This is a genomic window from Photobacterium proteolyticum (assembly GCF_001939735.1).
In the GTDB taxonomy this organism is placed as follows: domain Bacteria; phylum Pseudomonadota; class Gammaproteobacteria; order Enterobacterales; family Vibrionaceae; genus Photobacterium; species Photobacterium proteolyticum.
This window is the reverse complement of the sequence record NZ_MJIL01000063.1, coordinates 15540-39700: the sequence shown is the minus strand read 5'-3', so window position 1 is coordinate 39700 and position 24161 is coordinate 15540. Positions and strand designations below refer to the sequence as shown.

Annotated in this window: 21 protein-coding genes; 7 read left to right on the top strand and 14 right to left on the bottom strand. The window is 49.6% G+C overall.

Features of this window, described 5'->3' with window-relative positions; genetic code table 11:
* Positions 1–249: 249 nt before the first annotated feature.
* The 5 genes from BIT28_RS29510 to BIT28_RS10490 form a co-directional block, all read right to left on the bottom strand.
* A complete protein-coding gene (locus BIT28_RS29510; protein ID WP_175577515.1) occupies positions 250–2451 on the bottom strand; it encodes a VapE domain-containing protein in 2202 nt (733 codons plus the stop codon).
* A gap of 124 nt (positions 2452–2575) precedes the next feature.
* Positions 2576–2887: a hypothetical protein gene (locus BIT28_RS10505; protein ID WP_075763508.1), complete on the bottom strand. Its 312-nt coding sequence runs from the start codon at positions 2885–2887 to the stop codon at positions 2576–2578.
* A complete protein-coding gene (locus BIT28_RS10500; RefSeq protein WP_075763507.1) occupies positions 2884–3069 on the bottom strand; it encodes a helix-turn-helix transcriptional regulator in 186 nt (61 codons plus the stop codon). Before BIT28_RS10500 ends, BIT28_RS10505 begins: the two co-directional genes overlap by 4 nt.
* 132 nt (positions 3070–3201) lie before the next feature.
* Positions 3202–3933, bottom strand: coding sequence for a hypothetical protein (locus tag BIT28_RS10495; RefSeq protein ID WP_075763506.1), 732 nt, complete (start codon positions 3931–3933; stop codon positions 3202–3204).
* Between the two features lie 7 nt (positions 3934–3940).
* A complete protein-coding gene (locus BIT28_RS10490) occupies positions 3941–5140 on the bottom strand; it encodes a tyrosine-type recombinase/integrase (RefSeq protein ID WP_075763505.1) in 1200 nt (399 codons plus the stop codon).
* A 351-nt stretch (positions 5141–5491) separates the two neighbouring features.
* On the opposite strand from BIT28_RS10490, the gene BIT28_RS10485 reads away from it, so the two are divergent.
* Entirely contained in the window at positions 5492–6001 is a 510-nt protein-coding gene (locus BIT28_RS10485) for a fasciclin domain-containing protein (protein WP_075763504.1), read from the top strand.
* Positions 6002–6061: 60 nt separating this feature from the next.
* On the opposite strand, the gene ppnP is transcribed toward BIT28_RS10485, so the two are convergent.
* Both ppnP and zntR read right to left on the bottom strand, forming a co-directional pair.
* Positions 6062–6343 (bottom strand): pyrimidine/purine nucleoside phosphorylase, encoded by a 282-nt coding sequence (gene ppnP / locus BIT28_RS10480; RefSeq protein ID WP_075763503.1) that lies wholly within the window; start codon positions 6341–6343, stop codon positions 6062–6064.
* A gap of 81 nt (positions 6344–6424) precedes the next feature.
* Entirely contained in the window at positions 6425–6892 is a 468-nt protein-coding gene (gene zntR / locus BIT28_RS10475) for a Zn(2+)-responsive transcriptional regulator (RefSeq protein ID WP_075763502.1), read from the bottom strand.
* 234 nt (positions 6893–7126) lie between these two features.
* Between zntR and purH the strand changes: the two genes are divergently transcribed.
* Together purH and purD are read left to right on the top strand one after the other, a co-directional pair.
* Complete coding sequence (purH, locus tag BIT28_RS10470) at positions 7127–8734, top strand: bifunctional phosphoribosylaminoimidazolecarboxamide formyltransferase/IMP cyclohydrolase (RefSeq protein WP_075763501.1); 1608 nt, start codon at positions 7127–7129, stop codon at positions 8732–8734.
* 113 nt (positions 8735–8847) lie between these two features.
* Positions 8848–10137, top strand: a complete 1290-nt coding sequence (gene purD / locus BIT28_RS10465) for a phosphoribosylamine--glycine ligase (RefSeq protein ID WP_075763500.1) — start codon at positions 8848–8850, stop codon at positions 10135–10137.
* Between the two features lie 90 nt (positions 10138–10227).
* Here purD and BIT28_RS10460 read toward each other — a convergent pair whose 3' ends face one another.
* Entirely contained in the window at positions 10228–10926 is a 699-nt protein-coding gene (locus tag BIT28_RS10460) for a DUF1481 domain-containing protein (protein WP_075763499.1), read from the bottom strand.
* 41 nt (positions 10927–10967) lie between these two features.
* Positions 10968–11240, bottom strand: coding sequence for a nucleoid-associated protein HU-alpha (gene hupA / locus BIT28_RS10455; protein WP_039458747.1), 273 nt, complete (start codon positions 11238–11240; stop codon positions 10968–10970).
* Positions 11241–11467: 227 nt separating this feature from the next.
* On the opposite strand from hupA, the gene BIT28_RS10450 reads away from it, so the two are divergent.
* Complete coding sequence (locus BIT28_RS10450; protein WP_075763498.1) at positions 11468–12523, top strand: CNNM domain-containing protein; 1056 nt, start codon at positions 11468–11470, stop codon at positions 12521–12523.
* Positions 12524–12592: 69 nt separating this feature from the next.
* Here BIT28_RS10450 and brnQ read toward each other — a convergent pair whose 3' ends face one another.
* On the bottom strand, positions 12593–13894 hold the full coding sequence (brnQ, locus tag BIT28_RS10445; RefSeq protein WP_075763497.1) for a branched-chain amino acid transport system II carrier protein: 1302 nt from the start codon (positions 13892–13894) through the stop codon (positions 12593–12595).
* 501 nt (positions 13895–14395) lie between these two features.
* Entirely contained in the window at positions 14396–14983 is a 588-nt protein-coding gene (locus tag BIT28_RS10440; protein WP_075763512.1) for a YjaG family protein, read from the bottom strand.
* 137 nt (positions 14984–15120) lie between these two features.
* On the opposite strand from BIT28_RS10440, the gene BIT28_RS10435 reads away from it, so the two are divergent.
* A complete protein-coding gene (locus BIT28_RS10435; RefSeq protein ID WP_075763496.1) occupies positions 15121–16032 on the top strand; it encodes a D-2-hydroxyacid dehydrogenase in 912 nt (303 codons plus the stop codon).
* An 18-nt stretch (positions 16033–16050) separates the two neighbouring features.
* Positions 16051–16647: a uracil-DNA glycosylase family protein gene (locus BIT28_RS10430; protein WP_075763495.1), complete on the top strand. Its 597-nt coding sequence runs from the start codon at positions 16051–16053 to the stop codon at positions 16645–16647.
* A gap of 215 nt (positions 16648–16862) precedes the next feature.
* Here the strand turns inward: BIT28_RS10430 and hemE are convergent, their stop codons facing one another.
* Both hemE and nudC read right to left on the bottom strand, forming a co-directional pair.
* On the bottom strand, positions 16863–17930 hold the full coding sequence (gene hemE / locus BIT28_RS10425) for a uroporphyrinogen decarboxylase (protein WP_075763494.1): 1068 nt from the start codon (positions 17928–17930) through the stop codon (positions 16863–16865).
* Positions 17931–18159: 229 nt separating this feature from the next.
* The gene (gene nudC, locus BIT28_RS10420) at positions 18160–18927 is read right to left on the bottom strand and encodes an NAD(+) diphosphatase (protein ID WP_075763511.1); all 768 of its coding nucleotides are present in this window, start codon (positions 18925–18927) and stop codon (positions 18160–18162) included.
* 159 nt (positions 18928–19086) lie between these two features.
* Between nudC and BIT28_RS10415 the strand changes: the two genes are divergently transcribed.
* On the top strand, positions 19087–19569 hold the full coding sequence (locus BIT28_RS10415) for an Rsd/AlgQ family anti-sigma factor (RefSeq protein ID WP_075763510.1): 483 nt from the start codon (positions 19087–19089) through the stop codon (positions 19567–19569).
* A 306-nt stretch (positions 19570–19875) separates the two neighbouring features.
* Here BIT28_RS10415 and rpoC read toward each other — a convergent pair whose 3' ends face one another.
* The gene (rpoC, locus tag BIT28_RS10410) at positions 19876–24093 is read right to left on the bottom strand and encodes a DNA-directed RNA polymerase subunit beta' (protein WP_075763493.1); all 4218 of its coding nucleotides are present in this window, start codon (positions 24091–24093) and stop codon (positions 19876–19878) included.
* Positions 24094–24161: the final 68 nt, after the last annotated feature.

Here is a 24161-nt window from a genome sequence, read left to right as displayed (position 1 = left end):
TAGGTTCATCTGGTGATACAGATGGTTCACTCATTAAGCGGTGAACAACGCTTCATACGACTTCAGGTCGCACGGGCATAAATGAGTTAGAAAATGGCAGGTAAAGTGTTAGATCAGGTCGAATCGTACCTGCCATAGTGTCAGTTCGTGTATGAACTAATACAGCTGATGGGTCTGTCACCCCCTTTATAGAAAAAGCACGCTAGAAACGGCCCCGCCAACGATTAAGCCTTAAAACCTCCAATTCAATTACTTCTCTGAAATAACGGGAATCCTATAATGAGTACTTCTAGCTCTTCCCTTTTTTACTTCAAGCAATCCATCCTCTGCCATCATTTTCAAAGCCTTACCGACCATACGAACATGATTATTGGCAATATCAAAGTAGCTACAAATTTCAGAAGCTTTCATCCACTCAAAATGGCGATGCTCCATATCAACATCAACAAAGCGGCCTTCTAGTACCTCATACCAATTACCTTTAAAGTTATGTTGCTGGTTCACCTTCGCAATAGCATCAAGCTCACTTGCTGACAGCTCCCATGACGCACCATTCTCATACATGGATTTAGCCTCAAGCCAGAGCTGCTTTAATTTGTCCGGGGCAATATGTGTAGTCCTACCATCTTGGTATTCCCATCCTAGAAGGTGGTTGACCGTTACCATATCTATGGCTTTCTCTAACTCTATGACGGCATATCGGCTTGAGCCCGTTTCATCTCTCAAAAACTCAGTGCCATTGACTGTGGCTATCAATGTAGTTTGACGCATCTTCTTTATGTCTGAACGCCCATAGGGAGGTCGAACACTATCATTGGCTTTTGTAATAAACGCCTTTAAGCTTCCTTGGCTATTTTTAGATGTTCGCTCCAACTCACCGAGCTCAACAATCCATGACTTTATACAGCTCAACAAGGAATCTTTATTATCCGGATTTAACTCCGCCCCCTCTAAAAATGAACCAGGGATAACATTAGCAAACCGACTGATAAATGCTGTCTTTTTAAATGACTGCCCACCTTGTAGGATTGGAACGATTTTACAGCTAAAGTGACTCTCATATAGCGCCGCTACACAAGCTACAAGCCACTTTGTCATTACGGCCTTGGCTATCCTCATATCCTTGGGATTCATTGCTTCAATGAGGCTATCGATGCGTTTGATACCATCCCATACTTCATTATCCAGATATGCCTTTACAGGGTGGTACTTATTACGTTCACACAGTGCCATCAAATGATCATCAATTACTGACTTAGGTAGCCCTGACTTCAGACATTCACTAATCAAGTAACTTCGCTTTGACTCCAAGCTAGAATCAACAGGTTTGCCATCTTTGAGCATCTCAAGCTCTAAGTTCATCGCATTCTGAGCCGGAATGTAGCCGAGATGATTTACTAGTGCCGCAAGGTTGGCACATGTACCAATAGGTTTGGCATTACTGTTTAAATCAGGGAAACTTAAAGAACCAGCAGCAATAACCATTTCCCCGCTAGTACTACTCGCTGGTTGCTTTGCTTCAGCTATCGCCTTAGCTACGTCATAGCCAAGCTGACGGTAGTCATCCCAATCAGTTCCTTGCTCTCCCGGCTTAAATGGCGGGCTTAGTACCAGCTCATTATCAATCGCAGCTTGTTTTGCCTTATCTATCCCTACTTTGTCATTATCAGCCATGAATACAAGTGGCAGTTTAAGCTCTCGCAGTGAATCAGCCACATTGGGAATATTTCCAGCATCAAACGCAACGACAACTAGCTGCTGTTTTTCCAAGGCAAGCCATACCGTTATCGCCGTAGCATATCCTTCGCATACATAGATCTCAGTAGGACTCTCTGCTAACAAGGTATGACTACAGCCTCTTTTTTTGCCATCTTTAAGATACCGCTTATCTCCACAATCGTTGATGAGCTGAACATTAACTAGCTTATCTCCATCGAATAGGGGAATTACAATTGAGCCAGCATCAAACAATACCCCGCCAGTAGTAACGGCATCTGATAGGACATTCACTTCAAAATTTTGTATTCCACGGCTTTCTAGATAGTAATGGTCCGTCCTTGTAAATCTAGACTCCCAGATTGATTGTGCTAAACATACTGCCTTGGCCTGCTTTTCTGCTTTGATATTTCCTTGGTTATTATCGAGTTGATTATGGCTGTAGACTTGCTCTCTTCGTGGTTGAAGATTGGCTGTTCCTATTAGTACTTCTGCTGCTTTCTTTGGATTATTTCCGCAAAGTTTAGTAACTAAGTTAAAGCAATCGCCTCCCCCGCAGTGACGACAATTGTAAAGCCACCTTCCATCACTGGTAATCCATGAAAAACGGTCATGGCCACCACAGTTAGGACAGACTCCCCCTTGATTTGCCCTAGGGGGTACAATTACCCCTAAAGCTTTAAGGGACTCAAATTCATTACCTCTTAGGTTCTGGCGTATATCATCAAAATTCATATACGCCTCCCATAAGGAGCGATAGCTCTTTCGATTTTCTTAAAATCATCTATTATCCCTTATGAGCTGGCGGCCTGACTTTGCCGAGACTAACCACCAGCTGAGAGGGCTTAGGACTAATGTTCTAAGCCTTTTTCTTTGACCAGTAATCTTCAATCTGTTCAGGCGTCATCCAAATCACATCAACGGGATGTGATAACACTTTCTTTGTCTTTGGACACGCAACCGTTTCATGCTTCAAGCTAAAGCTCAGCTTTAACTTGGTTAAAGCCGACACCAAGCTATGAAGATTACCAATGCCAATATAACGGCACATTCGAGTATCAAGCCTGTGACCATTGAGCATGGCTCTAATCACGTAATGAATTTGTTTTTCCCCAATCTTTGGCTCAGGCAATCCAAGATCTGAGCACTCATCTCTGTAAATCATGCTCATTCTGCCCCCTCAAGCTCAGACAACCACTGAGTATACGTTTCAGTCTTCCAGCCAATTGTTCGACCATTCATCTTGAGAGGTTGGGGGAACTTGCCTTCACGGACCCAAACCCAAAGGGTTCTGCGATCCTTATTAATCAACTTACAAACATCGGTAATGCTCAGCAGCTTAAAATCGTTCATTTCTGTCTCTCCTCATAAAAAACAAGTAAACGCAATGAGCTAATTGCGCCTTGATTTATCTAAGGGAGACTATAATCATGTGAGGCCCTCGTAATGAATGGTATGTATATACCATTCATTACGGACGTGGCGTTATTGACTGGGCTTCAAGACCAAATCGTACTTAAATGAACGTTTGGTCTTATAACCTTCTGGTCGGGTATCTACTTCCTTAACCCACTCTTTTAAGTAAGGTATACCTGGGGCATCAATCCCCTCTGAGGCTAAGTGTCCAGCAAGCTTTATGGCCAAACTTCGTCTTGAAATTAAGGGATAAGTACTAAGCGTCTGACTAGCAATAGATTGAACATCATCCTTACACTGGTACTTCACATTCAATAAACCAGTTTTCCTTTGACTAATAGATGCTGCCTCTCTCTGCACGGCCTTTTGGATAATTTCTTCAAGGTTACAAGCAAGGTTGAACCGTTCTACGTTTTTACCAAGAGCAAAAGCTATATTTAGCATTTCGTTTAAAATGACATTTTCTGGCTCATCAAATATTGGCTTGATTGCTTTCAAAGATGGCCTTATCGCTTTGACGCATGACCGTATAGTGTCAATATCATCATTAATATCATCAACATCCACTTCTCCCTCAAGAATTAGACGGCTAGCTTCGCACTCTATATGCTCCAGCCTTTTCTCAAAATCAGAATCATCAAAATCAGTTAACTTGGCTTCGGACGACAGTATGTTTTCAATGGCAGACTCCGCTTCTACTAACTTTTCATTAAGGTAATACCCCACACCAATCTCCTCTAAGTAAGAATCCAGCTCATCAGGGACATACCCTTTTTGTGATTTGATCAATATCCGACTCATACCTGGCCTACCTAAAATTTACGACAGTACAAAATTCATTTCTCGTTAGCTTTGTCAGCCAAAGGTTTAACGCGACTCGCTTCTTTTCGATATGCTGAGAACGGTTATAGATCGCCATCACACCTCCAAGAGAGTGACCTAATAGTTGTTCAACAACATAAGGCTCTACTTCCATGTCATTTAGAATCGTTGCGAATGTTCGGCGTAAGTCATGAAGTGTCCAGGACTCAACGTGCCCCAGCTTTTTACAAAGCGACCCGCCCCAACAGCTAACAGCTTCAGGGCGTTTTAACTCACCAAGTAAGTAACCTGTTTCTGATTGCTCAATAAGGGATTGAATAAATGGTTTTAACTCATTAGGTATTGGACGAACAATTTGTGAATCAGTCTTGCTGTTTGCTTTGGGTACTGTCCATAAACCAGTATCAAGATTCCATTCATCAATAGTTGATAGACGCACTTCCTGCGTTCTTGCTCCAAACACTACCAACAAGTAAACAAGCTGACGGTAATACCAATTGTGTTTGGTATCCTGAGCCCAACTCCACACGTCCATCAACTCAGACCATGAAAGAACACGATCCCTTTTGTTCTGATGCTCACCAACATCAGCTATGGTCAAATCATCCAAAGCGTTAGAAACGGCAAAACGACGTACACGGCAATACCTCAAAGCCTGCTTACAATTTTGTAAGATATAACCTGCGGCCTTGGGCGCTGCCCTATAGTGAGTACCATTAGAGATATCATCGAATACTTTGACCCAATGCCGAGTCTCACAATGTTCAAGCGGCAAGTGGCCAATAAATGGTATTACATGCCGATTAAACTGTGCCCGGTGCTTCTCATGGTTGGCTCGGTTCTTCGCTGCGTAATTCTCAAGCCAATATTCCAGGGCATCACGTACCGTTACCGCCTGTAACTGAATATCTTTCTTTAGCTGGCGTTGGACTTTTGGGTTATACCCATCAGTTAACATTACTCGGCACTCAACAACCTGCTCCCGAGCTTTGGCTAAGCTCATCACAGGGTATGTACCTAAAGCCAAATCCTGCGGCTTACCGTTGTATCGATATCGAAAGACGAAACTCAACGTACCAGTCTTTCGGTGATAAACAGAAAGACCATCTCGGTCGGCCAACTTGATAGGTGATTTATCGTGTTTCTTGCCATTTAAGGCTTTGAGTTTTGAGTCTGTTAACGCCATACCTTAGCCTTTTTTGGGGGTTATCCATGGAAATGAAACCCACAGTTAAACCCACACATTCTAATATACAAACTAAGATACTGCTGGACAAAGAACGACACAATACGCATAAAAAGCGTTGATATGAAAGGGATTAGCTAAACTAATCAAGATAATTTGAGACTAAGAAAAACAAGAAAAATGGAAATACGGCATGAACTAATTTTGGTTCACCCCGAACTGTCAAAGGCCTGACCTCGTGTCAGGCCTTTTCTGTTTTTAAGACAACACACCTTCTTCCGTGAACCATACTCCCTCTTTGTACGTATAAAGCTCTGATAACAACCAAGCAATAACAATGAGGGTTAACCAATGAAGACAGTACAACGCTTTCTTTCCTATTCACTGAGTGCTTTATTCCTGCTCACCCTATCAGGCCTGGCCGTTGCCACTCATCACGAAAAACCAAAGATCAACCTGGTTGAAGTTGCTGCCACCAACAGCGACTTCCAGACGCTGGTGATGGCAATACGTGCATCAGGCTTGAGCGGCACGCTGGAAGGGAAAGGACCGTTTACCATTCTGGCGCCGACCGACGATGCCTTCAACAAACTGCCAGAAGGGGCGCTGGCCGAGCTGCTCAAACCTGAAAACAAAGACCAACTCCAGGCCCTGCTCAAGTATCATGTCCTGCCTGGCGCCATCTCTTCCAAAGAAGTCGGCATGCTGAAACTGCCCAAGACTCTGGAGGGAGGAACTGTCACCATCGAAAATGGCGAGAATAGCGTTACCGTCAACGGTGCCAAGGTCATTGCCGGTGGTATTGAGGCCAGCAACGGTATTATTCATATCATCGATACCGTACTGATCCCGAAACAATAGCATCATCAAAAAAGCTTCGCCGAGGCGAAGCTTTTTTATCTCAATAACAGGTATAACAACTTAAAGGTAGTCGCACAGGTAAGCCGTCGTGTCCGTGACTTTGACCTGGAAGGACGAATCGCCCGGTACCTCGAAATCATCACCGGCATTGTAGGTTTCCCACTCGATATGCCCCGGCAGCTTCACCGTTAGCGCGCCTTTGACGACCGTCATACGCTCCGGCGCGGCAGTCCCGAAAGTATATTCGCCCGGCACCATGACCCCGACACTAGTGTGCTCACCCTGGGTTTCAAAGCCAATCGACTTCACCTGACCATCAAAGTATTCATTTACCTTTAACATGACATTCCCTATCAATAACTACGTGATAATTCGAAATTATCACAGTTTCTCTGCTTTCCCAACCAGATATAACCGGACTGGTTACTCTCCTTTGCAGCGCCCTGAGCAGCACTGAATACTTGGATCAGATTTGTCTGGCTCGTCATCATGATCCCCCAGCGCCTCGAGAATAGAGCAATGACTGGCATCGTCATCGACATGCCCGCAGCAGGCATCGTTGATTTTCTTCAGGGCCAGGCGAATGCGCTTGAGCTCCGCCATTTTCTTGTCGACTTCATCCAGTTTCGCCTGGGTAATGGCTTTGACCTCCGCACAGCTGTGCTGGCAGGCTTCGAGCCGAATATCCAGCAGTTCCCGAATTTCATCCAGGCTCAGGCCAACGGCCTTGGAGCGCATAATAAACTTGACCCGTGACAAATCAGCCTCACTGTAGAGGCGATACCCGCTGTCGCTGCGGCCCGCAGGCTTAAGCAGGCCATTTTTCTCATAAAACCTTAATGTGTCGCTACTGACGTCACACAGCTTTGCCAGCTGTCCTATCAAATACATACCCAACCCATTTCTCTATAAATACCAACACCTGCGGTAAACATCGTAAAACACACCGCGCAAACGTTTGCGTGATGTCGGATTTCATGTAATATATGCACCAGCGACAAAAATCACAGCCCTTACCCGAGAGCTGGCACTCTTCGATTCTAATGAGGGTATTTACCAAAATCCAGCACCATCCTTGTGTTGGATTTTGGCAAATATTCCCCGTGTATAAAAGAGATGGTAGCAATGGAAAACGCTCGTCCTATTCGCCGTGCGCTGATCAGCGTATCTGACAAAACTGGTATTGTTGAGTTCGCACAAGCTCTTGCCAACCGTGGTGTTGACATCCTTTCTACTGGCGGTACAGCTCGCCTGCTTGCCGAGCAAGGTATCAAGGTCACCGAAGTATCAGATTATACTGGCTTCCCGGAAATGATGGACGGCCGGGTCAAGACACTTCACCCGAAAGTACACGGTGGCGTTCTGGGTCGCCGCGGCCAGGACGATGAGATCATGACTCAACACGGTATCGATCCGATCGATATGGTGGTGGTAAACCTGTATCCATTTGCCCAGACAGTGGCCAAGGCAGGCTGTACGCTGGAAGACGCGGTTGAAAATATTGATATCGGCGGCCCGACCATGGTTCGCTCGGCGGCGAAAAACCACAAAGATGTCACCATTGTGGTTAATGCCCATGACTATGACCGCGTTCTGGCCGAACTGGAAGCCAACAGCGGCTCTCTGACCCATGCTACCCGCTTTGATCTTGCTATCGCCGCCTTTGAGCACACCGCCGCCTATGACGGCATGATCGCCAACTATTTCGGTACCATGGTGCCGTCATACGGTGACAACAAGGAAGGGGATGAACCTTCTCCTGAAAACAAAAGTAAATTCCCACGTACCTTCAATCAGCAGTTCGAGAAGAAGCAGGACATGCGCTATGGTGAGAACAGTCACCAGGCCGCAGCTTTCTATGTAGAAGCAACCCCGGAAGAAGCCTCTGTGTCTACAGCGCGCCAAATCCAGGGCAAAGCCCTGTCCTACAACAACATCGCTGATACCGATGCTGCGCTTGAGTGTGTGAAAGAATTCGACCAGCCAGCCTGTGTCATCGTCAAACACGCCAACCCTTGTGGTGTGGCACTGGGCGACAACATTCTTGAAGCCTACAACCGTGCTTACCAGACGGACCCGACATCAGCCTTTGGCGGCATCATTGCCTTCAACCAGGAACTGGATGCCGAAACCGCACAGGCGATTGTCGAGCGTCAGTTCGTGGAAGTGATCATCGCACCTTCTGTTTCAAAAGCCGCCATCGACGTTGTTGCAGCGAAGAAAAACGTTCGCCTGCTAGAGTGCGGCCAGTGGTCAGCCAAGACTACAGACTTTGACGTCAAGCGCGTTAACGGCGGCCTGCTGGTGCAAGACCGTGACCAGGGTATGGTTAGCCAGGACGACCTGAAAGTGGTTTCCAAGCGTCAGCCTAGCGACGAAGAACTACGTGATGCCCTATTCTGCTGGAAAGTCGCCAAGTACGTTAAATCTAACGCAATTGTCTACGCCAAAGGCAATATGACTATCGGCGTCGGTGCCGGCCAGATGAGCCGTGTGTACTCGGCGAAAATTGCCGGTATCAAGGCCGCCGACGAAAATCTGGAAGTTGCCGGTAGTGTAATGGCATCCGATGCCTTCTTCCCGTTCCGCGACGGTATTGATGCAGCGGCCGAAGCAGGCATTAAGTGCGTGATCCAGCCGGGCGGCTCGATGCGCGACCAGGAAGTGATTGACGCCGCCGACGAGCACGGCATGGCGATGATCTTTACCGGCATGCGCCACTTCCGCCACTAATTTTTTGGTTCTCCCCCTTTTCAAGGGGGAGTTAGAGGGGGTTTGAAGCGCTCGCTACCTTAACCCCTCCCAACCTCCCCTTAAAAAGGGGAGGAGTAATCAAAGGAAATATTATGAACGTATTAATCATAGGCGCCGGCGGCCGTGAACACGCGCTAGGCTGGAAAGCAGCGCAAAACCCAAATGTTGAGACTGTATATGTGGCGCCGGGCAACGCCGGTACGGCACTGGAGCCAAAACTGGAAAACATTGCTATCGGCGTTGAGGATATTGCCGCCCTGGTTGCCTTTGCCAAGGAGAAAGCCATCGAGCTGACCATCGTTGGCCCTGAAGCTCCACTGGTCATCGGCGTTGTCGATGCTTTCCGCGAGGCCGGCCTGCCAATCTTCGGTCCGACACAGGCTGCCGCTCAGCTGGAAGGCTCCAAAGCATTTACCAAGGACTTTTTGGCTCGCCATAAGATCCCAACAGGTTCATACGCTAATTTCACCGAAATCGAACCGGCCCTGGCTTATGTACGTGAGCAAGGTGCGCCTATCGTGGTGAAAGCCGATGGTTTAGCCGCTGGTAAAGGCGTCATTGTCGCGATGACCCTTGAAGAAGCGGAAGATGCGATTAAAGACATGCTGGCAGGTAACGTCTTCGGTGAAGCCGGCAGCCGTGTAGTTATCGAAGAGTTCCTGGAAGGCGAAGAAGCCAGCTTCATCGTGATGGTCGACGGCGCAAGCGTGCTGCCAATGGCCACCAGCCAGGATCACAAGCGTGTGGGTGATAAAGATACAGGCCCGAATACCGGGGGCATGGGTGCCTACTCACCAGCTCCTGTCGTCACGCCTGAGATTCATGAGCGTATTCTGGAAGAGGTTATCTATCCAACGGTACGTGGTATGGATGCAGAAGGCCACCCGTATACCGGTTTCCTTTATGCCGGCCTGATGATTGCCGCTGACGGTACCCCGAAGGTCATCGAGTACAACTGTCGCTTCGGCGATCCGGAAACCCAGCCAATCATGATGCGTATGGAGTCGGATCTGGTCGACCTTTGCCTCATGGCGATTGACGAGAAGCTTGATCAGGCTGAGTCTAAGTGGGACCCGCGCGCTTCAATCGGCGTGGTACTGGCTGCTGGAGGCTACCCGGCTGACTATGACAAGGGCGACGTGATCACCCTTCCTGCAGAACAGGCTGACGGTCAAAAAATCTTCCATGCCGGCACGGCGAATAACCCAGAAGGTGAGCTGGTGACAAACGGCGGCCGAGTGCTTTGTGCCACGGCACTTGGTAATACGGTCTCAGAAGCCCAGCAACGCGCCTATGCGTTGACCAAACAGGTAAGCTGGAATGGTATGTTCCATCGCAATGACATCGGTTACCGTGCGATAGAGCGCGAGCAACAGGCATAACGCCCCCTTCGATATCCAGAAATAAAAAACGCGCTGACTCAGCGCGTTTTTTGTTTCGCCTCCCGTAGGAGAACAAACAAGAGTCAGGGCTTAATTGCCGAGCAAGACAGGAGGAGCGATACATTGCTTGCCGTCACCAGTCAGCATCAGCAGCTGGCTTGCCTCGATACTCTCGCGGCGCACCTTGCCGGATACCGCGATAAAACGGTTCTGCCCCTGTTGGCTAAGCTGCCGGGCGGTAAACTCGGGCAAGGCCGGGTCAAAGCTCATCGCCACCGGCTTGTCCGTTCCACAACGTGTCAGACGATTCCCCTGCCAGTACCCCTGTATCAGAGACAGGCCGTCTTTGCGCTGCTCTCTGACAACACGGATGGCATTCTTGGCCTGCTGGGTTAGCTGGTAGAGCTGAGAGTCAGACAATGGCAGAACAGCCCCGTCTACGGAGTAGCGCTGAAAGACCGCGCTTCCCTGGGTGTCATAGCGAACATGAAGGCTAAAGGGCTTAAGGGTGTTCTCGTACAACCGAGTTCCCTCACGCTTGATCTCGCGTAACTTGCCGTCACGCCAGCGATAATCAGATTGGTATTGGCCGTAGTCTCCGGCTGTCACCACTTCGGCCAGCTTCACCGGACGGTTTTGCTGCGAGGTGTACCAGTACAGTGACGTCGCATCGCCCATCGTCTGGCCGCCAGTATGTGTCAGAATAGGGGTGATGGTATTTTCGGGAACAGCGGTAGTTTCACATCCAGCCAGGAGCGAGATAAGAAAAAAAGGAAGAAGACGTTTCATAACAATAGCTCCGCCAGGTGAATCACCTGGCGGAGTATAGATTATTTCACTGAGTCTTTCAGTGCTTTACCCGCTACGAATGCAGGAACGTTCGCAGCTGCAATCTGGATTTCCTGACCAGTTTGCGGGTTGCGGCCAGTGCGTGCTGCGCGGTGGTTTACTTTAAATGTACCAAAGCCAATTAGTTGAACCTGGTCACCTTCCTTAAGCGCGTCAGTGATACCGTCTAGAGTTGACTCTAGTGCTACTTTCGCTTGAGCTTTAGAAAGATCTGCTTTTTCAGCGATCAGGTCAATAAGTTGGGTCTTGTTCATTAGGTTTCCCTTCTAAGGTTTTTCTTCAGACGCATCAACTCTAATTCAAAAGAAGCCCGTGTGGCAAAGGTTTGTCGGCTATCATGTGGTTAGGTGCGGGCTCTTTAACCATAAACTGAGCGCAAGTTCACAAAATGTTACCAATCCGAAAAATGAAATAGTTGTATTTATTCCCTAGAGCACCAATTAATATAGGCGTAATTTCCTTATTAGCTGACAAGGTAAGCATGCTACTCCTTACGATTTACATCACGATTGCGATAGGTGTTTCGTTTATTTGCTCGGTGCTCGAAGCCGTGCTCCTTAGTATTTCGCCAAGTTATATCGGTACTCTGCGCCAGCAGAACCACCCGGCAGCTCCTCGACTAGCTGCCCTGAAAGACAATATCGATCGCCCGCTGGCCTCGATCCTGACCTTAAATACCATTGCCCACACCATCGGAGCTGCAACCGCCGGAGCCCAGGCAGCCGTCGTGTTCGGCAGCCAGTGGCTGGGTGTATTTTCCGGCGTTCTGACTATCGGTATCCTGCTATTTTCAGAAATCATTCCGAAAACCATCGGGGCGACCTATTGGCGCCAGCTGGCACCGGCTTCGGCCAGCATGCTCCGCTGGATGGTATGGGCGCTGACTCCGTTTGTCTGGGTGTCGGAACAAATAACCCGTCGCCTTTCCCGCGGGCATGAAGCGCCCAAGCTACGTGACGAGCTGTCTGCCATGGCCATGCTGGCCAAAGAATCCGGCGAGCTGGCGGAAGGCGAGTCTAAAATCATGACTAACCTGCTCCAGTTCCGTGATGTCAGCGTGACCAAGATCATGACACCACGTCCGGTGCTGTTCAGGGTCGATGCCGAACAGCCGATCAACGAGTTCCTGTCCGAGCACAAAGACAGCCCGTTCTCCCGTCCGCTGGTATTCAGCGAGCAAAAAGACAATATTATCGGCTTCGCTCATCGGCTTGAACTGTTTGCCGAAAGCCAGGCCGGCCGCGGCCACCGCGAGCTGGGTACCCTGATGCGCCCTATCCCGGTGATCATGAACAACGCCAGTGTGCCAAAAGCTTTTGAGCAGCTGATGAAAGAGCGCTCGCAGCTGGTTCTGGTCGTTGACGAATACGGTACCGTGCAGGGCATTGTGACCATGGAAGATATTTTCGAGCACCTCGTCGGCGAGGAGATTGTCGATGAAGCCGACAAGAACACCGACATGCAGCAGCTGGCCTACCAGCGCTGGGAGGCCTGGAAGAAGACTCACGGTGTGATTGAAAGCAAAGACGATGAGTGATCACACGCCATCATAAACAAGGGGGCCAATGGCCCCTTTGTTTTTCTGCAAAGCTGTCGGTCGCTTAGTTTACGGTTGCAACGCTAGCTCTGAGCGTGGAAACCGATTTCTCATCACACCTAAAGCAATCACCACCATGCTTGGTATCACCCATCCGGCATAATCGCTATAAAGCGGCAAGTATTGTACTAACCAGGCATCAATCCCTGCCGGCATCTTGCCGAGGATATGCAAGGCATCCACACAGCCAAAACCCAACGCAGTGACCACTGCAGCCATCACAGCCGATGTCGTCAAACGGCGGCGAAGTGGCGCAATCAATAACAGTGCTATCGCAACCGGGTGCAAGGCAACCACAACCGGCAAAGTAATAGCCAGTAACTGCTCCAAGCCAAGATTAGCCACCAGCCCGGCGACCAGCATTGTCACCCACACACTGCGCTGGTAGGTGACTGGCTGGAACGTCCTGCTATAGAACTCACTGCCTGCGGTTGTCACCCCGATTGCAGTAGTCAGGCAAGCCAGAATCATCACCGCGCCCAGCAAGACACTGCCCAAGGCACCGTAGTTGACCAGGGTGAACGCCGTTAGAATCTCGCCACCGTTACCAAAAGACGTACCCAAATCAGCACTGGTCGAGCCGATATAGGCCAGCGACAAATACACCAATGCCATAGCTACCGCGTACATGACTGCAGCCATCAGGGTGTATTTAGCAGTAGCCTTCGGACATTCCACGCCCATTTCACGAATAGCGCGGAAGATAATCCAACCAAAGCCAATCGAGCCCAATGCATCCATTGTCATGTAACCCTGAGTCAGGCCTTCGGCAAAAGCTTTGTCTTGATAAGGACCAGATGCCGCTAGGACATCACCACCGGGAGACAATAAGGCGGTGGCTGCCAACACGGTCAAAATCACCACCAGCACAGGGGTCAGCCACTTACCTAGCGTATCGACTAATTTGCCGGGATACAGGGCAAACATGATAACTGCAAGGCAGAAGAAAGCGGTGAATGGCAAAAGGGCGGCTTCGCCGATAAAAGGCGCAAAGCTAAACTGATAGGCCACGGTGATCGCCCTCGGGATCACAAATGCCGGCCCTATTACGATAAAGACCATCACCCAAAAACTGGTTGCTGCAGGCTTTGGCAGTGCAGCGGTCAGGTTGTCTGAACCTTTTACCAGTGCCACTATCACCAAGGCCAGTGCTGGCAGACCGACCCCGGTCAGCAAGAACCCGGCCATACCGGCAGCAAAATGCTCTCCAGCCTGCAAGCCAAGAAACGGAGGGAAGATCAGGTTGCCGGCGCCAAGGTACATGGCGAAAGTCATAAAACCCAAGGCGGCGATATTACGTGCACTTAACATAGTTATCCTCTTCAGCAGTCGCTTGAAGGAAACTAAGGTGAATTCGGGCGAGAATATGGACCTGTCAGCTTCGCTTCAAGCTGACAGGAAAAATGAGATACGGCCTGTCAGCCCCGGATAAGACCCAGAGAGAGCAGGAGGAGCAGGCTAGCCGCAACGGCCTTGAAACCATTGCAGTAAACAGCACGATTGATAGCTGATACAGGCATAACTCGTCCTAGCTGACAGGTAAAAAAATAGGAAAACCAAAGCGTTTTCCGCGACACCTTTGTTATAAACGGCAGCAGTCAGACAATACAAGCCAAAAAACAAAATAAGTGATATTGACCAACATCTCTCTAATTAAAAGCACAAACAACCACAAAAGAAATCGACTTTTGGGCTTTATAACTTTACATCACGGTTACATCTCCCAGCAGGCCGCACTGTGCCTTTTCACTGCTCGGCAGGAAAATACAAAAAAGGGCCCTGACGGGCCCTTTCTCAATTAAGTATAATCGCTTACAGCTCAATGCCGATATTGCTGACAGGCTCATCGCGTAATTCTTGTCGCAAGTCTTTAATCAACTCAATGTCGCGACGCTCGGCTTCCTTCAGCGCTCGGAAGATCGCCCACTGCATATCCCACTCTGCGCAGACCGCTTCATTCTCTTTCTGGTTCTCGTTGGTGATCTCGATGCCGCTCTGGGCAAATTCCAAATCTGCCACCGTTTCCGCTGACAGCGAACTCAGCTTCGTCAGTGTTTCCAGCATCAAGTCACGATCCAGCATCGCATGAAGCAGATCTGCCAATGCGACACAGGCATCAATTGCAGGATTAACCGCGTAAAGATCATGCTCATCGGCACTAGGAACCAGCTCTTCCAGCTTCTCCAGCTGCTTTTCGAAATTAATCTTCGCCGTTTTGACCGTCAGAATTTCCCAGATACTGTCAAGAATTGAGCGATATTTCTGCTCATCGGCAAATTCAGTTTCTCGGCAGAACAGTGCATAGTTGGGGTACATGCGTTCACACAGGGAGACCATAAAGGTGATGTGTTGCCATGGTTCTAATTTTTCTAGGCGAAGCTGAACAGGATTCTTTAGCATGGGATAATCTGCGATTGTGATTTGCCCCGAAGTGTACTTGTATAGCCAGACCACTTCAACATCAAGCGACACCAATATCGGCATATCGCCCACTGCGACACGGCAGGTAAATATTGTCAGCAAACAAGGATAAAGGAATGAACCAGTTATTGATTGTGGCACGGCAGGAGAAGGCTTACCGACAGTTGCTCACCCGGGCTCAGCTACCTGATCTCGAAATAACCGAAAACCCTGAGCACGCCACCGTCATTTTGGCCGATCCCCCCCGCATTGCCGACAAGCTCGAAGATTACCCGGCGCTGATATGGCTGCAGTCTACCTTTGCGGGCATTGATGCGCTGACCCGGCCGGACATCCGGCAGGACTACACCCTAACCAATATCCGGGGCCACTTCGGCCAGTTGATTGCCGAGTATGTCATGGGGTATACCCTGGATCATACCCGCCATCTCAGCCAGTACCGTCAACAACAATCCAGACACCAATGGCGGCCGCTTCCATATTCTTCACTTGCCCAAAGAACCCTGGTCATTCTGGGCACCGGATCTATCGGCTCACACCTGGCCCGGGTTGCCAAGACCCTTGGTCTTGAAGTCATCGGTATCAATCGTTCGGGCCGTTCGCAAGAAACGAGCTTCGACCACGTCTATCCACTCTCCCGGCTGATTGAAGGGCTGGCGCTGGCAGATATTCTCGTCTCGACCCTTCCCGCGACGGCTGACACCAATAATCTCCTCAATGCCAAGACCTTGAGCCATTGCAGAAGTACACTACTGTTTAACGTAGGACGAGGTAATGCGGTATGCGAGCAGGGGTTGCTGAACGCCATCGCGCAAGGCTGTGTAACCCATGCCTACCTTGATGTATTCAAGCAGGAGCCGTTAGATAAGCAGCATACTTTCTGGCAACACCCAAACATAACGATTACCCCCCATATCGCCGCAGAGAGCTTTCCTGAGCAGGTGTTCGAGATATTTGCGGCAAACTATCGACGGTATATCCAACAACAACCGATGATGTACCAAGTTGATTTTAAACGAGGCTATTAGTCACTACAGGCAACCGTTATGGCAGTTCAACAACTTGATAACCTGCTGGATCAAATCCGCCAGTGCGAGATCTGCAAGGATCATCTTCCCCTCGGACCACGTCCGGTCATCCAGGCAGCCTCGACAGCGAAGCTTATGATTGTTGGTCAGGCACCGGGAACGCGCGTCCATGAGACCGGGATCCCGTGGAACGACCCAAGTGGCAACCGCCTGCGGGCATGGCTCGAGCTCGACCGCGACACCTTTTACGATCCGGCCCAAATAGCCATCATGCCGATGGGGCTCTGCTACCCGGGCAGAGGAAAGTCGGGCGATCTCCCGCCTAGACCTGAGTGTGCGCCGCAATGGCATCCGAAAGTGTGGCCATTGCTACCCAATGTCGGCATGACGTTATTGGTCGGCCAATATGCCCAGCAGCGCTATCTGACCAACAAACCCAAAACACTGACCGAGACGGTAAAGGCATGGTGCCAGTGGGCTCCCCGGTACATTCCTATGCCTCACCCTTCTCCCCGCAATACTCTGTGGCTCAAGCGCAATCCATGGTTTGAAGAAGAGGTGGTACCGTACATCCGGGATTACGTCCACCAGCAGATCGGGCTTGCGAAGGGGTAGATTCAAGTATTGAGAAGAGAGTGGCGAGAAAAAACAAGTTCTGGCAAGCAAGGTCACCGAGCCTCAACAGTTCATCAGGCTCTTGCTCTTCCCTGAACCTAGGGCCAGCTTTTCCTAGGATCCAATAAGAAAAGCCCACACAGTTAACTGCATGGGCCCTTAATTTTTGCTTCACGCTCTTCCTAGAAACTCGCCACTAGGAGCCCGCACCTGCATTATTTATGATACGGCTTGGACAGCTCGTGTACCGCTTCCACAAATACACCGGCATTTTCAGGCGGCACATCCAGGTGAATACCGTGACCAAGGTTGAACACGTGACCGGTTCCCTCGTCGCCATAGCCTTCCAGAATTGTCGCGACTTCCTGACGGATACGCTCTGGCTGAGCATACAGGATAGACGGGTCCATATTCCCCTGCAGGGCCACTTTGTCACCGACACGACGTTTGGCATCAGCAATATTGATGGTCCAGTCAAGGCCTACTGCATCACAGCCCGTTGCTGCGATCTGCTCCAACCACATGCCACCGTTCTTGGTAAACAGCGTCACAGGAACACGGCGACCGTCGTTTTCACGGATCAGGCCATCGACAATCTTATGCATGTAGCGCAGCGAGAACTCGTTGTAGTCACGCGGCGTCAGAACACCACCCCAGGTATCAAATACCATCACTGACTGCGCACCGGCCTTGATCTGGGCATTCAGGTACTCGACAACACTGTCAGCCAGCTTATCTAACAACAGGTGCAGTGTCGCTGGCTCGGCATACATCATCTTTTTGATCTTAGTGAAGGCTTTAGAGCTTCCACCTTCAACCATATAGGTGGCCAGTGTCCACGGACTGCCAGAGAAACCAATGAGCGGCACCTCGCCCTGAAGATCCTTACGGATTTGACGAACGGCATTCATTACGTACTGCAGCTCGCCTTCCGGATCCGGCAAGCCAATTTTATCGACATCGGCCTTGCAGGTGATCGGACGCTCGAACTTAGGGCCTTCACCCGTTTCGAAGTACAGCCCCAGCCCCATCGCATCTGGGATAGTCAGAATATCTGAGAACAGAATTGCAGCATCCAGCGGAAAACGGCGCAGTGGCTGAAGAGTTACCTCACTCGCCAGCTCGGCATTTTTACATAGCGACATGAAGTCACCAGCAACACTACGTGTAGCACGATACTCTGGCAGATAACGGCCTGCCTGACGCATCATCCATACCGGTGTGCAATCTACCGGTTGCTTCAACAGCGCACGTAGGTAGCGGTCATTCTTTAATTCGCTCATTCTGGACTCCATGGGTTAATTCTGCGGCGTATTGTATCACTCCATGACAGCAACAAAAGAGCCCAATTGTTAAGCAGATCATGTTTACAGCAACAATCTGTTCACTAGGTTTGCGACTCACTGGGCTCCCATGGTACAAAATCTGCGCGCTAGCAATAATAACAATGACTTTGCTCGTCGAGAGCAAATAACTGCACCTTACCCCTCCACTTAGGAGGGTTTTTTTATCCTACCGTTCAGCCATCAACGATAAAGAATGATTAATCAATGCCCTGGCAATAGTTCCTTCCGGAGCCAGTGCCGGCAGTTGATCTTTCGTCGCCCAGATAGCATCACTCAGCTCTTCATAATCGGGCTTCAGCTCACCGCTGTCATAGTCCGCCAGAAAGCCCATCATCAGGTTTGACGGAAAAGCCCAGGGCTGGCTGCCGAAGTAACGAATATTTTTGACGGTGATCCCTGTTTCCTCTTCGACCTCCCTGGCCACACACTGCTCCAGCGTTTCTCCGGCCTCGACAAACCCGGCGATCACCGTGTACATGCCGGTCTTATGTCGCGGGTGCTGAGCCAGCAGGATTTTGTCCCGGTTACGCACCGCAACGATAACGCAGGGAGATAAGCGCGGATAGTGATGCGCCTGACAGCCCTGGCACACCATGGCCAACTCCGTTGATGCCAACTTGCAACGCTCACCGCAGGCAGAACAATAAGCCTGAGTGTGCAGCATGTGGGAAAGTTGCGTCGCTTTGCCTGCCAAATTGAAGAGAGTACTGTCGAGGTTCAACAATTCCCTTTGAGAATAAAAATCCTCTTCCTTATAATTTTCAGTGGCTTCCAGCCAATAAACTGGCTTTTTGTGATACTCGCCAATATGGCGCGCCTGTTCGCTATTTCCCCCTATCTGGGCAGGAGTCATCAGGGGAAGTGTATGATTAATCAAATATAACTTACGATTTTTAACTATACACCAATACGCTAATTCTTGTTTTTTTAACATCAATGTCACATCCATCCTTGCAGGGTTTGCTTTTTACTGGCAATCTAAACCTAGTAACGGATTATTGATCCGTCATACAAGGTTCTCTTTTTTAAGAGTTTCACAGGTATCGAAATCAGTGCCCTTGTGTCGGTACTGATCGATCATGAGGGCATGGTCATGTTAAGTAAATTCGAGCAAGTACAGAAACAGTGGGGCGGCACCAGCGATGTCATCGATCACTGGCTGATGTCCCGTCAGCAATTACTGATCGACTATTGCAAGTTAGCGGGGCTCCCCCCGTTCGAACACAATACACGCCAGCTTCCAACCGCTTCACAACTCCAACTTTTCAGCCAACAGCTTGTCGACTATATCTCCGAAGGCCACTTCAAAATCTACGACATGGTGATGGAGCGCTGGAATGCAACCGGCTATTCACCCACCGAAGATATCTCGCGGTTATATTCGCAAATCACCCAGACAACCGACCCTTTGCTGAATTTTACCGATCGCTACTGCTCTGTCGATGAAGGGGGTGATATTCCCGACTTTGACAACGATTTGTCTTCTGTCGGCGAATTAATCGAACTCCGATTTGCATTAGAAGATAACCTGATTGAGCTAATCAGCGAAAGCTTAGCGTGTCCGCCGGGAGCGTAAAACCCCACTAGGCATGAACGCAGAAATGACCTAGACAGCAACGAAGCCTGTTCAGTCCGGCTAATTCTCGCTGTCTCGCCCACAGCTCTCTGCGGCCTATGCGTGCTTATGAGTGTCTATGCCCTAGTCACCTGCACGCTCACTTGCCCTGAAACTCTTGCTATCCCCGGTGTTCGCTGACACTGGGGATTTTTATATCAATAACATAGTGGCTTTTACCAACCTACCTCAAGCGAATTAGCCCCATAAACAAAAAGGCACCCTATTGGGTGCCTTTTTATTGCTTAGCTCAAGAGACGAAACCTATTAGTTTTCGTCAGTCAGGCCAGCATTTAGCAGTGCTGCAAGATCCTGAGACGCTTGCTCTGCATCAACCTGAGGTGCTACAGGCTCTAGCTCTGCATCACGCTGACGCTGACGCTCCTGGTGGTAGGCGAAACCAGTACCAGCAGGGATCAGACGACCAACGATTACGTTCTCTTTCAGGCCACGTAGCTCATCACGCTTACCAGAAACCGCAGCTTCTGTTAGTACGCGAGTCGTTTCCTGGAACGATGCTGCCGAGATAAACGACTCAGTTGCCAGAGACGCTTTGGTGATACCAAGCAGATCACGCTCGTACGTAGCCGGTAGCTTACCTTCAGCTTCAAGCTTACGGTTTGCGATAGTTACGCGAGAGTACTCTAGCTGCTCACCCGGTAGGAACTCAGAGTCACCGGAAGCTGTGATCGTTACCTTACGAAGCATCTGACGAACGATAGTTTCAATGTGCTTATCGTTAATCTTAACGCCCTGTAGACGGTAAACTTCCTGAACTTCGTTCACGATGTATTCTGCAACTGCGTGTACACCACGTAGACGTAGAATATCGTGTGGAGCCTCTGGACCATCGGCGATTACATCACCTTTCTCGACCTTCTCACCTTCGAATACGTTCAGCTGGCGCCACTTAGGAACCATTTCTTCGTATGCGTTGCCTTCGGCAGGTGTGATGATCAGGCGACGCTTGCCTTTCGTCTCTTTACCGAACGAAACCGTACCCGTGATTTCAGCAAGAATGGCTGGCTCTTTCGGCTTACGTGCTTCGAACAGGTCAGCAACTCGTGGCAGACCACCGGTGATATCTTTAGTACCGCCAGAAGCCTGAGGGATACGTGCTAGCGTATCACCGATACCAACCATGGCACCGTCTTCAAGCTGGATGATTGCTTTACCAGGCAGGAAGTACTGAGCTGGCATTTCAGTGCCGGCGATCATTACATCGTTGCCGTTCTCATCAACAAGCTTGATGGTAGGACGCATGTCTTTACCTGCACCGGTACGCTCTGCAGCGTCTAGTACAGTGATCATAGACAGACCTGTTAGCTCATCAGTCTGACGAGAAACAGTAACGCCATCAATCAGGTCTACGAACTGAACACGACCAGCCACTTCAGTGATGATAGGCATTGTGTGCGGGTCCCAGTTAGCGATAACTTCGCCAGCTTTAACTTCCGCAGCATCACCTTTGCTCAGGTGAGAACCGTATGGCAGTTTGTAGTTTTCTTTGGTACGACCAAACTCATCGATAACGCTCATTTCTGACGCACGAGAGGTGATAACTAGCTTGCCTTCGCTGTTGGTAACGAACTTAGCGTTGTGAAGCTTCACAGAACCGTTGTTCTTAACCTGGATGCTGTTTTCTGCAGCTGCTGCAGATGCCGCACCACCGATGTGGAACGTACGCATCGTAAGCTGTGTACCCGGTTCACCGATTGACTGAGCAGCAACAACACCCACTGCCTCACCCTGGTTAACCAAGTGACCACGAGCCAGGTCACGACCGTAACAGTTCTTACAACAACCGAAGTCGTTCTCACAGGTTACTACCGAACGTACTTTCACCTGGTCAACAGAGTTTGCTTCCAGGATCTCACACCACTTCTCATCAAGCAGCGTGTTACGTGGAGCAAGTACTTCGTCTGTACCCGGCTTGATAACGTCTTCAGCAACAACACGGCCAAGAACGCGATCACCCAGCTGCTCTTTAACATCACCACCCTCGATCAGAGGCATCATGGTGATACCAGCATGCGTACCACAATCGTCTGCTGTGATAACTACATCCTGTGCAACGTCTACCAGACGACGAGTCAGGTAACCGGAGTTCGCTGTCTTAAGTGCGGTATCCGCAAGACCCTTACGAGCACCGTGAGTAGAGATGAAGTACTGTAGTACGTTCAGACCTTCACGGAAGTTCGCAGTGATCGGTGTTTCGATGATTGAGCCATCCGGCTTAGCCATCAGACCACGCATACCCGCTAGCTGACGAATCTGTGCGGCGGAACCACGAGCACCCGAGTCGGCCATCATGTATACGCTGTTGAACGATTTCTGCTGCTCTTCTTCACCGTCACGGTTAATAACAGTATCGAAAGACAGGTTATCCATCATCGCTTTAGCAACCTGCTCGTTGGCAGTTGCCCAGATATCGATAACTTTGTTGTATCGTTCGCCGGCAGTTACAAGACCAGACTGGAACTGTTCCTGGATTTCAGCAACTTCTGCTTCAGCTTCTGCGATCTTGGTGTATTTCGCTTCTGGTACAACCATATCGTCGATACCAACAGAAACACCAGACAGTGCCGCGTAAGCAAAACCTGTGTACATGATCTGGTCAGCGAAGATAACGGTATCTTTCATGCCCAGTTCACGGTAACAAGTATTAAGCAGCTTAGAAATTTGTTTCTTACCCAGAGCTTCAGTGTTCACCAAGCTGTATGAAAGACCTTTTGGTACGATCGTCCATAGCATTGCACGGCCCACAGTCGTATCAACAAGCTTAGTATCAGCAACCAGGTTGCCTTGCTCGTCATAGCGATGCTCTGTGATGCGTACTTTAACGCGAGCATGAAGCTCTGCGCTCTTAGTACGGTATGCTTTCTCTGCCTCGGCAGGTCCAGCAAGGTACATGCCTTCACCCTTCGCGTTGATTTTCTCACGCGTCATGTAGTAAAGACCCAATACAACGTCCTGAGAAGGTACGATAATTGGATCACCAGACGCTGGCGACAGGATGTTGTTGGTAGACATCATCAGTGCACGTGCTTCAAGCTGTGCTTCCAGAGTCAGAGGTACGTGTACCGCCATCTGGTCACCATCGAAGTCGGCGTTATAGGCCGCACACACTAGTGGGTGAAGCTGGATCGCTTTACCTTCGATAAGTACTGGTTCGAATGCCTGAATACCTAGACGGTGCAGTGTTGGTGCACGGTTAAGCATTACTGGGTGTTCGCGAATCACTTCGTCCAGGATATCCCAAACAACCGCTTCTTCGCGTTCTACCATCTTCTTGGCAGCTTTGATCGTTGTCGCCAGACCACGAGTCTCTAGCTTGCCGTAGATGAATGGCTTAAATAGCTCAAGTGCCATCTTCTTAGGAAGACCACACTGATGCAGACGCAGGTATGGACCTACGGTGATAACAGAACGACCTGAGTAGTCAACACGCTTACCAAGTAGGTTCTGACGGAAACGACCCTGCTTACCTTTGATCATGTCAGCCAAAGATTTCAGAGGACGCTTGTTTGAACCTGTGATAGCGCGGCCACGACGACCGTTATCTAGCAATGCATCAACAGACTCCTGAAGCATACGTTTTTCGTTACGTACGATGATATCAGGAGCAGCCAGGTCTAGAAGGCGCTTCAGACGGTTGTTACGGTTGATAACGCGACGGTACAGATCGTTCAGATCCGAAGTTGCGAAACGACCACCGTCCAGCGGTACCAGCGGACGTAGATCCGGCGGCAGAACTGGCAGTACAGACAGGATCATCCACTCTGGGTTGTTACCTGACTGCAGGAATGCTTCTACAAGCTTAAGACGCTTGGTTAGTTTCTTACGCTTGGTTTCAGAGTTAGTTTCATCTAGCTCTTCGCGCATCAGCTCGATTTCGGCATTCAGGTCCATGTTGGCCAGCAATGCTTTAACCGCTTCTGCACCCATTTTCGCGTCGAATTCGTCGCCCCACTCTTCAAGTGCATCCAGGTACTGTTCTTCAGACAGCAGCTGGCTACGCTCAAGGTTGGTCATACCCGGTTCGATCACTACGTAAGATTCGAAGTAAAGTACACGCTCGATGTCACGTAGCGGCATGTCCATTAACAGACCGATACGGGATGGCAGTGACTTAAGGAACCAGATGTGGGCTACAGGTGAAGCTAGCTCGATGTGACCCATACGCTCACGACGTACTTTGGTCTGAGTAACTTCAACACCACATTTTTCACAGATAACACCACGGTGCTTCAGGCGCTTATATTTGCCACAAAGACACTCGTAGTCTTTTACCGGGCCAAAGATACGTGCACAGAAAAGACCGTCACGCTCAGGCTTAAAAGTACGGTAGTTGATGGTTTCTGGCTTTTTAACTTCACCGAAAGACCATGAACGGATCATGTCAGGTGAAGCAAGACCGATTTTGATTGCATCAAATTCTTCAGTCTTGTGTTGTGCTTTCAGAAACTTAAGTAAGTCTTTCACATTCGGCTCCTGTGAGGAGTTGACCCATAAAGGCGCCAGTCTACTGGCGCCTTCATATTTATACCGGA

Coding starts and splice junctions, on each gene's coding strand:
- BIT28_RS29510 (WP_175577515.1), bottom strand. CDS start 2,451: ATGAATTTTGATGATATACGCCAGAACCTAAGAGGTAATGAATTTGAG.
- BIT28_RS10505 (WP_075763508.1), bottom strand. CDS start 2,887: ATGAGCATGATTTACAGAGATGAGTGCTCAGATCTTGGATTGCCTGAG.
- BIT28_RS10500 (WP_075763507.1), bottom strand. CDS start 3,069: ATGAACGATTTTAAGCTGCTGAGCATTACCGATGTTTGTAAGTTGATT.
- BIT28_RS10495 (WP_075763506.1), bottom strand. CDS start 3,933: ATGAGTCGGATATTGATCAAATCACAAAAAGGGTATGTCCCTGATGAG.
- BIT28_RS10490 (WP_075763505.1), bottom strand. CDS start 5,140: ATGGCGTTAACAGACTCAAAACTCAAAGCCTTAAATGGCAAGAAACAC.
- BIT28_RS10485 (WP_075763504.1), top strand. CDS start 5,492: ATGAAGACAGTACAACGCTTTCTTTCCTATTCACTGAGTGCTTTATTC.
- ppnP (WP_075763503.1), bottom strand. CDS start 6,343: ATGTTAAAGGTAAATGAATACTTTGATGGTCAGGTGAAGTCGATTGGC.
- zntR (WP_075763502.1), bottom strand. CDS start 6,892: ATGTATTTGATAGGACAGCTGGCAAAGCTGTGTGACGTCAGTAGCGAC.
- purH (WP_075763501.1), top strand. CDS start 7,127: ATGGAAAACGCTCGTCCTATTCGCCGTGCGCTGATCAGCGTATCTGAC.
- purD (WP_075763500.1), top strand. CDS start 8,848: ATGAACGTATTAATCATAGGCGCCGGCGGCCGTGAACACGCGCTAGGC.
- BIT28_RS10460 (WP_075763499.1), bottom strand. CDS start 10,926: ATGAAACGTCTTCTTCCTTTTTTTCTTATCTCGCTCCTGGCTGGATGT.
- hupA (WP_039458747.1), bottom strand. CDS start 11,240: ATGAACAAGACCCAACTTATTGACCTGATCGCTGAAAAAGCAGATCTT.
- BIT28_RS10450 (WP_075763498.1), top strand. CDS start 11,468: ATGCTACTCCTTACGATTTACATCACGATTGCGATAGGTGTTTCGTTT.
- brnQ (WP_075763497.1), bottom strand. CDS start 13,894: ATGTTAAGTGCACGTAATATCGCCGCCTTGGGTTTTATGACTTTCGCC.
- BIT28_RS10440 (WP_075763512.1), bottom strand. CDS start 14,983: ATGCTAAAGAATCCTGTTCAGCTTCGCCTAGAAAAATTAGAACCATGG.
- BIT28_RS10435 (WP_075763496.1), top strand. CDS start 15,121: ATGAACCAGTTATTGATTGTGGCACGGCAGGAGAAGGCTTACCGACAG.
- BIT28_RS10430 (WP_075763495.1), top strand. CDS start 16,051: ATGGCAGTTCAACAACTTGATAACCTGCTGGATCAAATCCGCCAGTGC.
- hemE (WP_075763494.1), bottom strand. CDS start 17,930: ATGAGCGAATTAAAGAATGACCGCTACCTACGTGCGCTGTTGAAGCAA.
- nudC (WP_075763511.1), bottom strand. CDS start 18,927: ATGTTAAAAAAACAAGAATTAGCGTATTGGTGTATAGTTAAAAATCGT.
- BIT28_RS10415 (WP_075763510.1), top strand. CDS start 19,087: ATGTTAAGTAAATTCGAGCAAGTACAGAAACAGTGGGGCGGCACCAGC.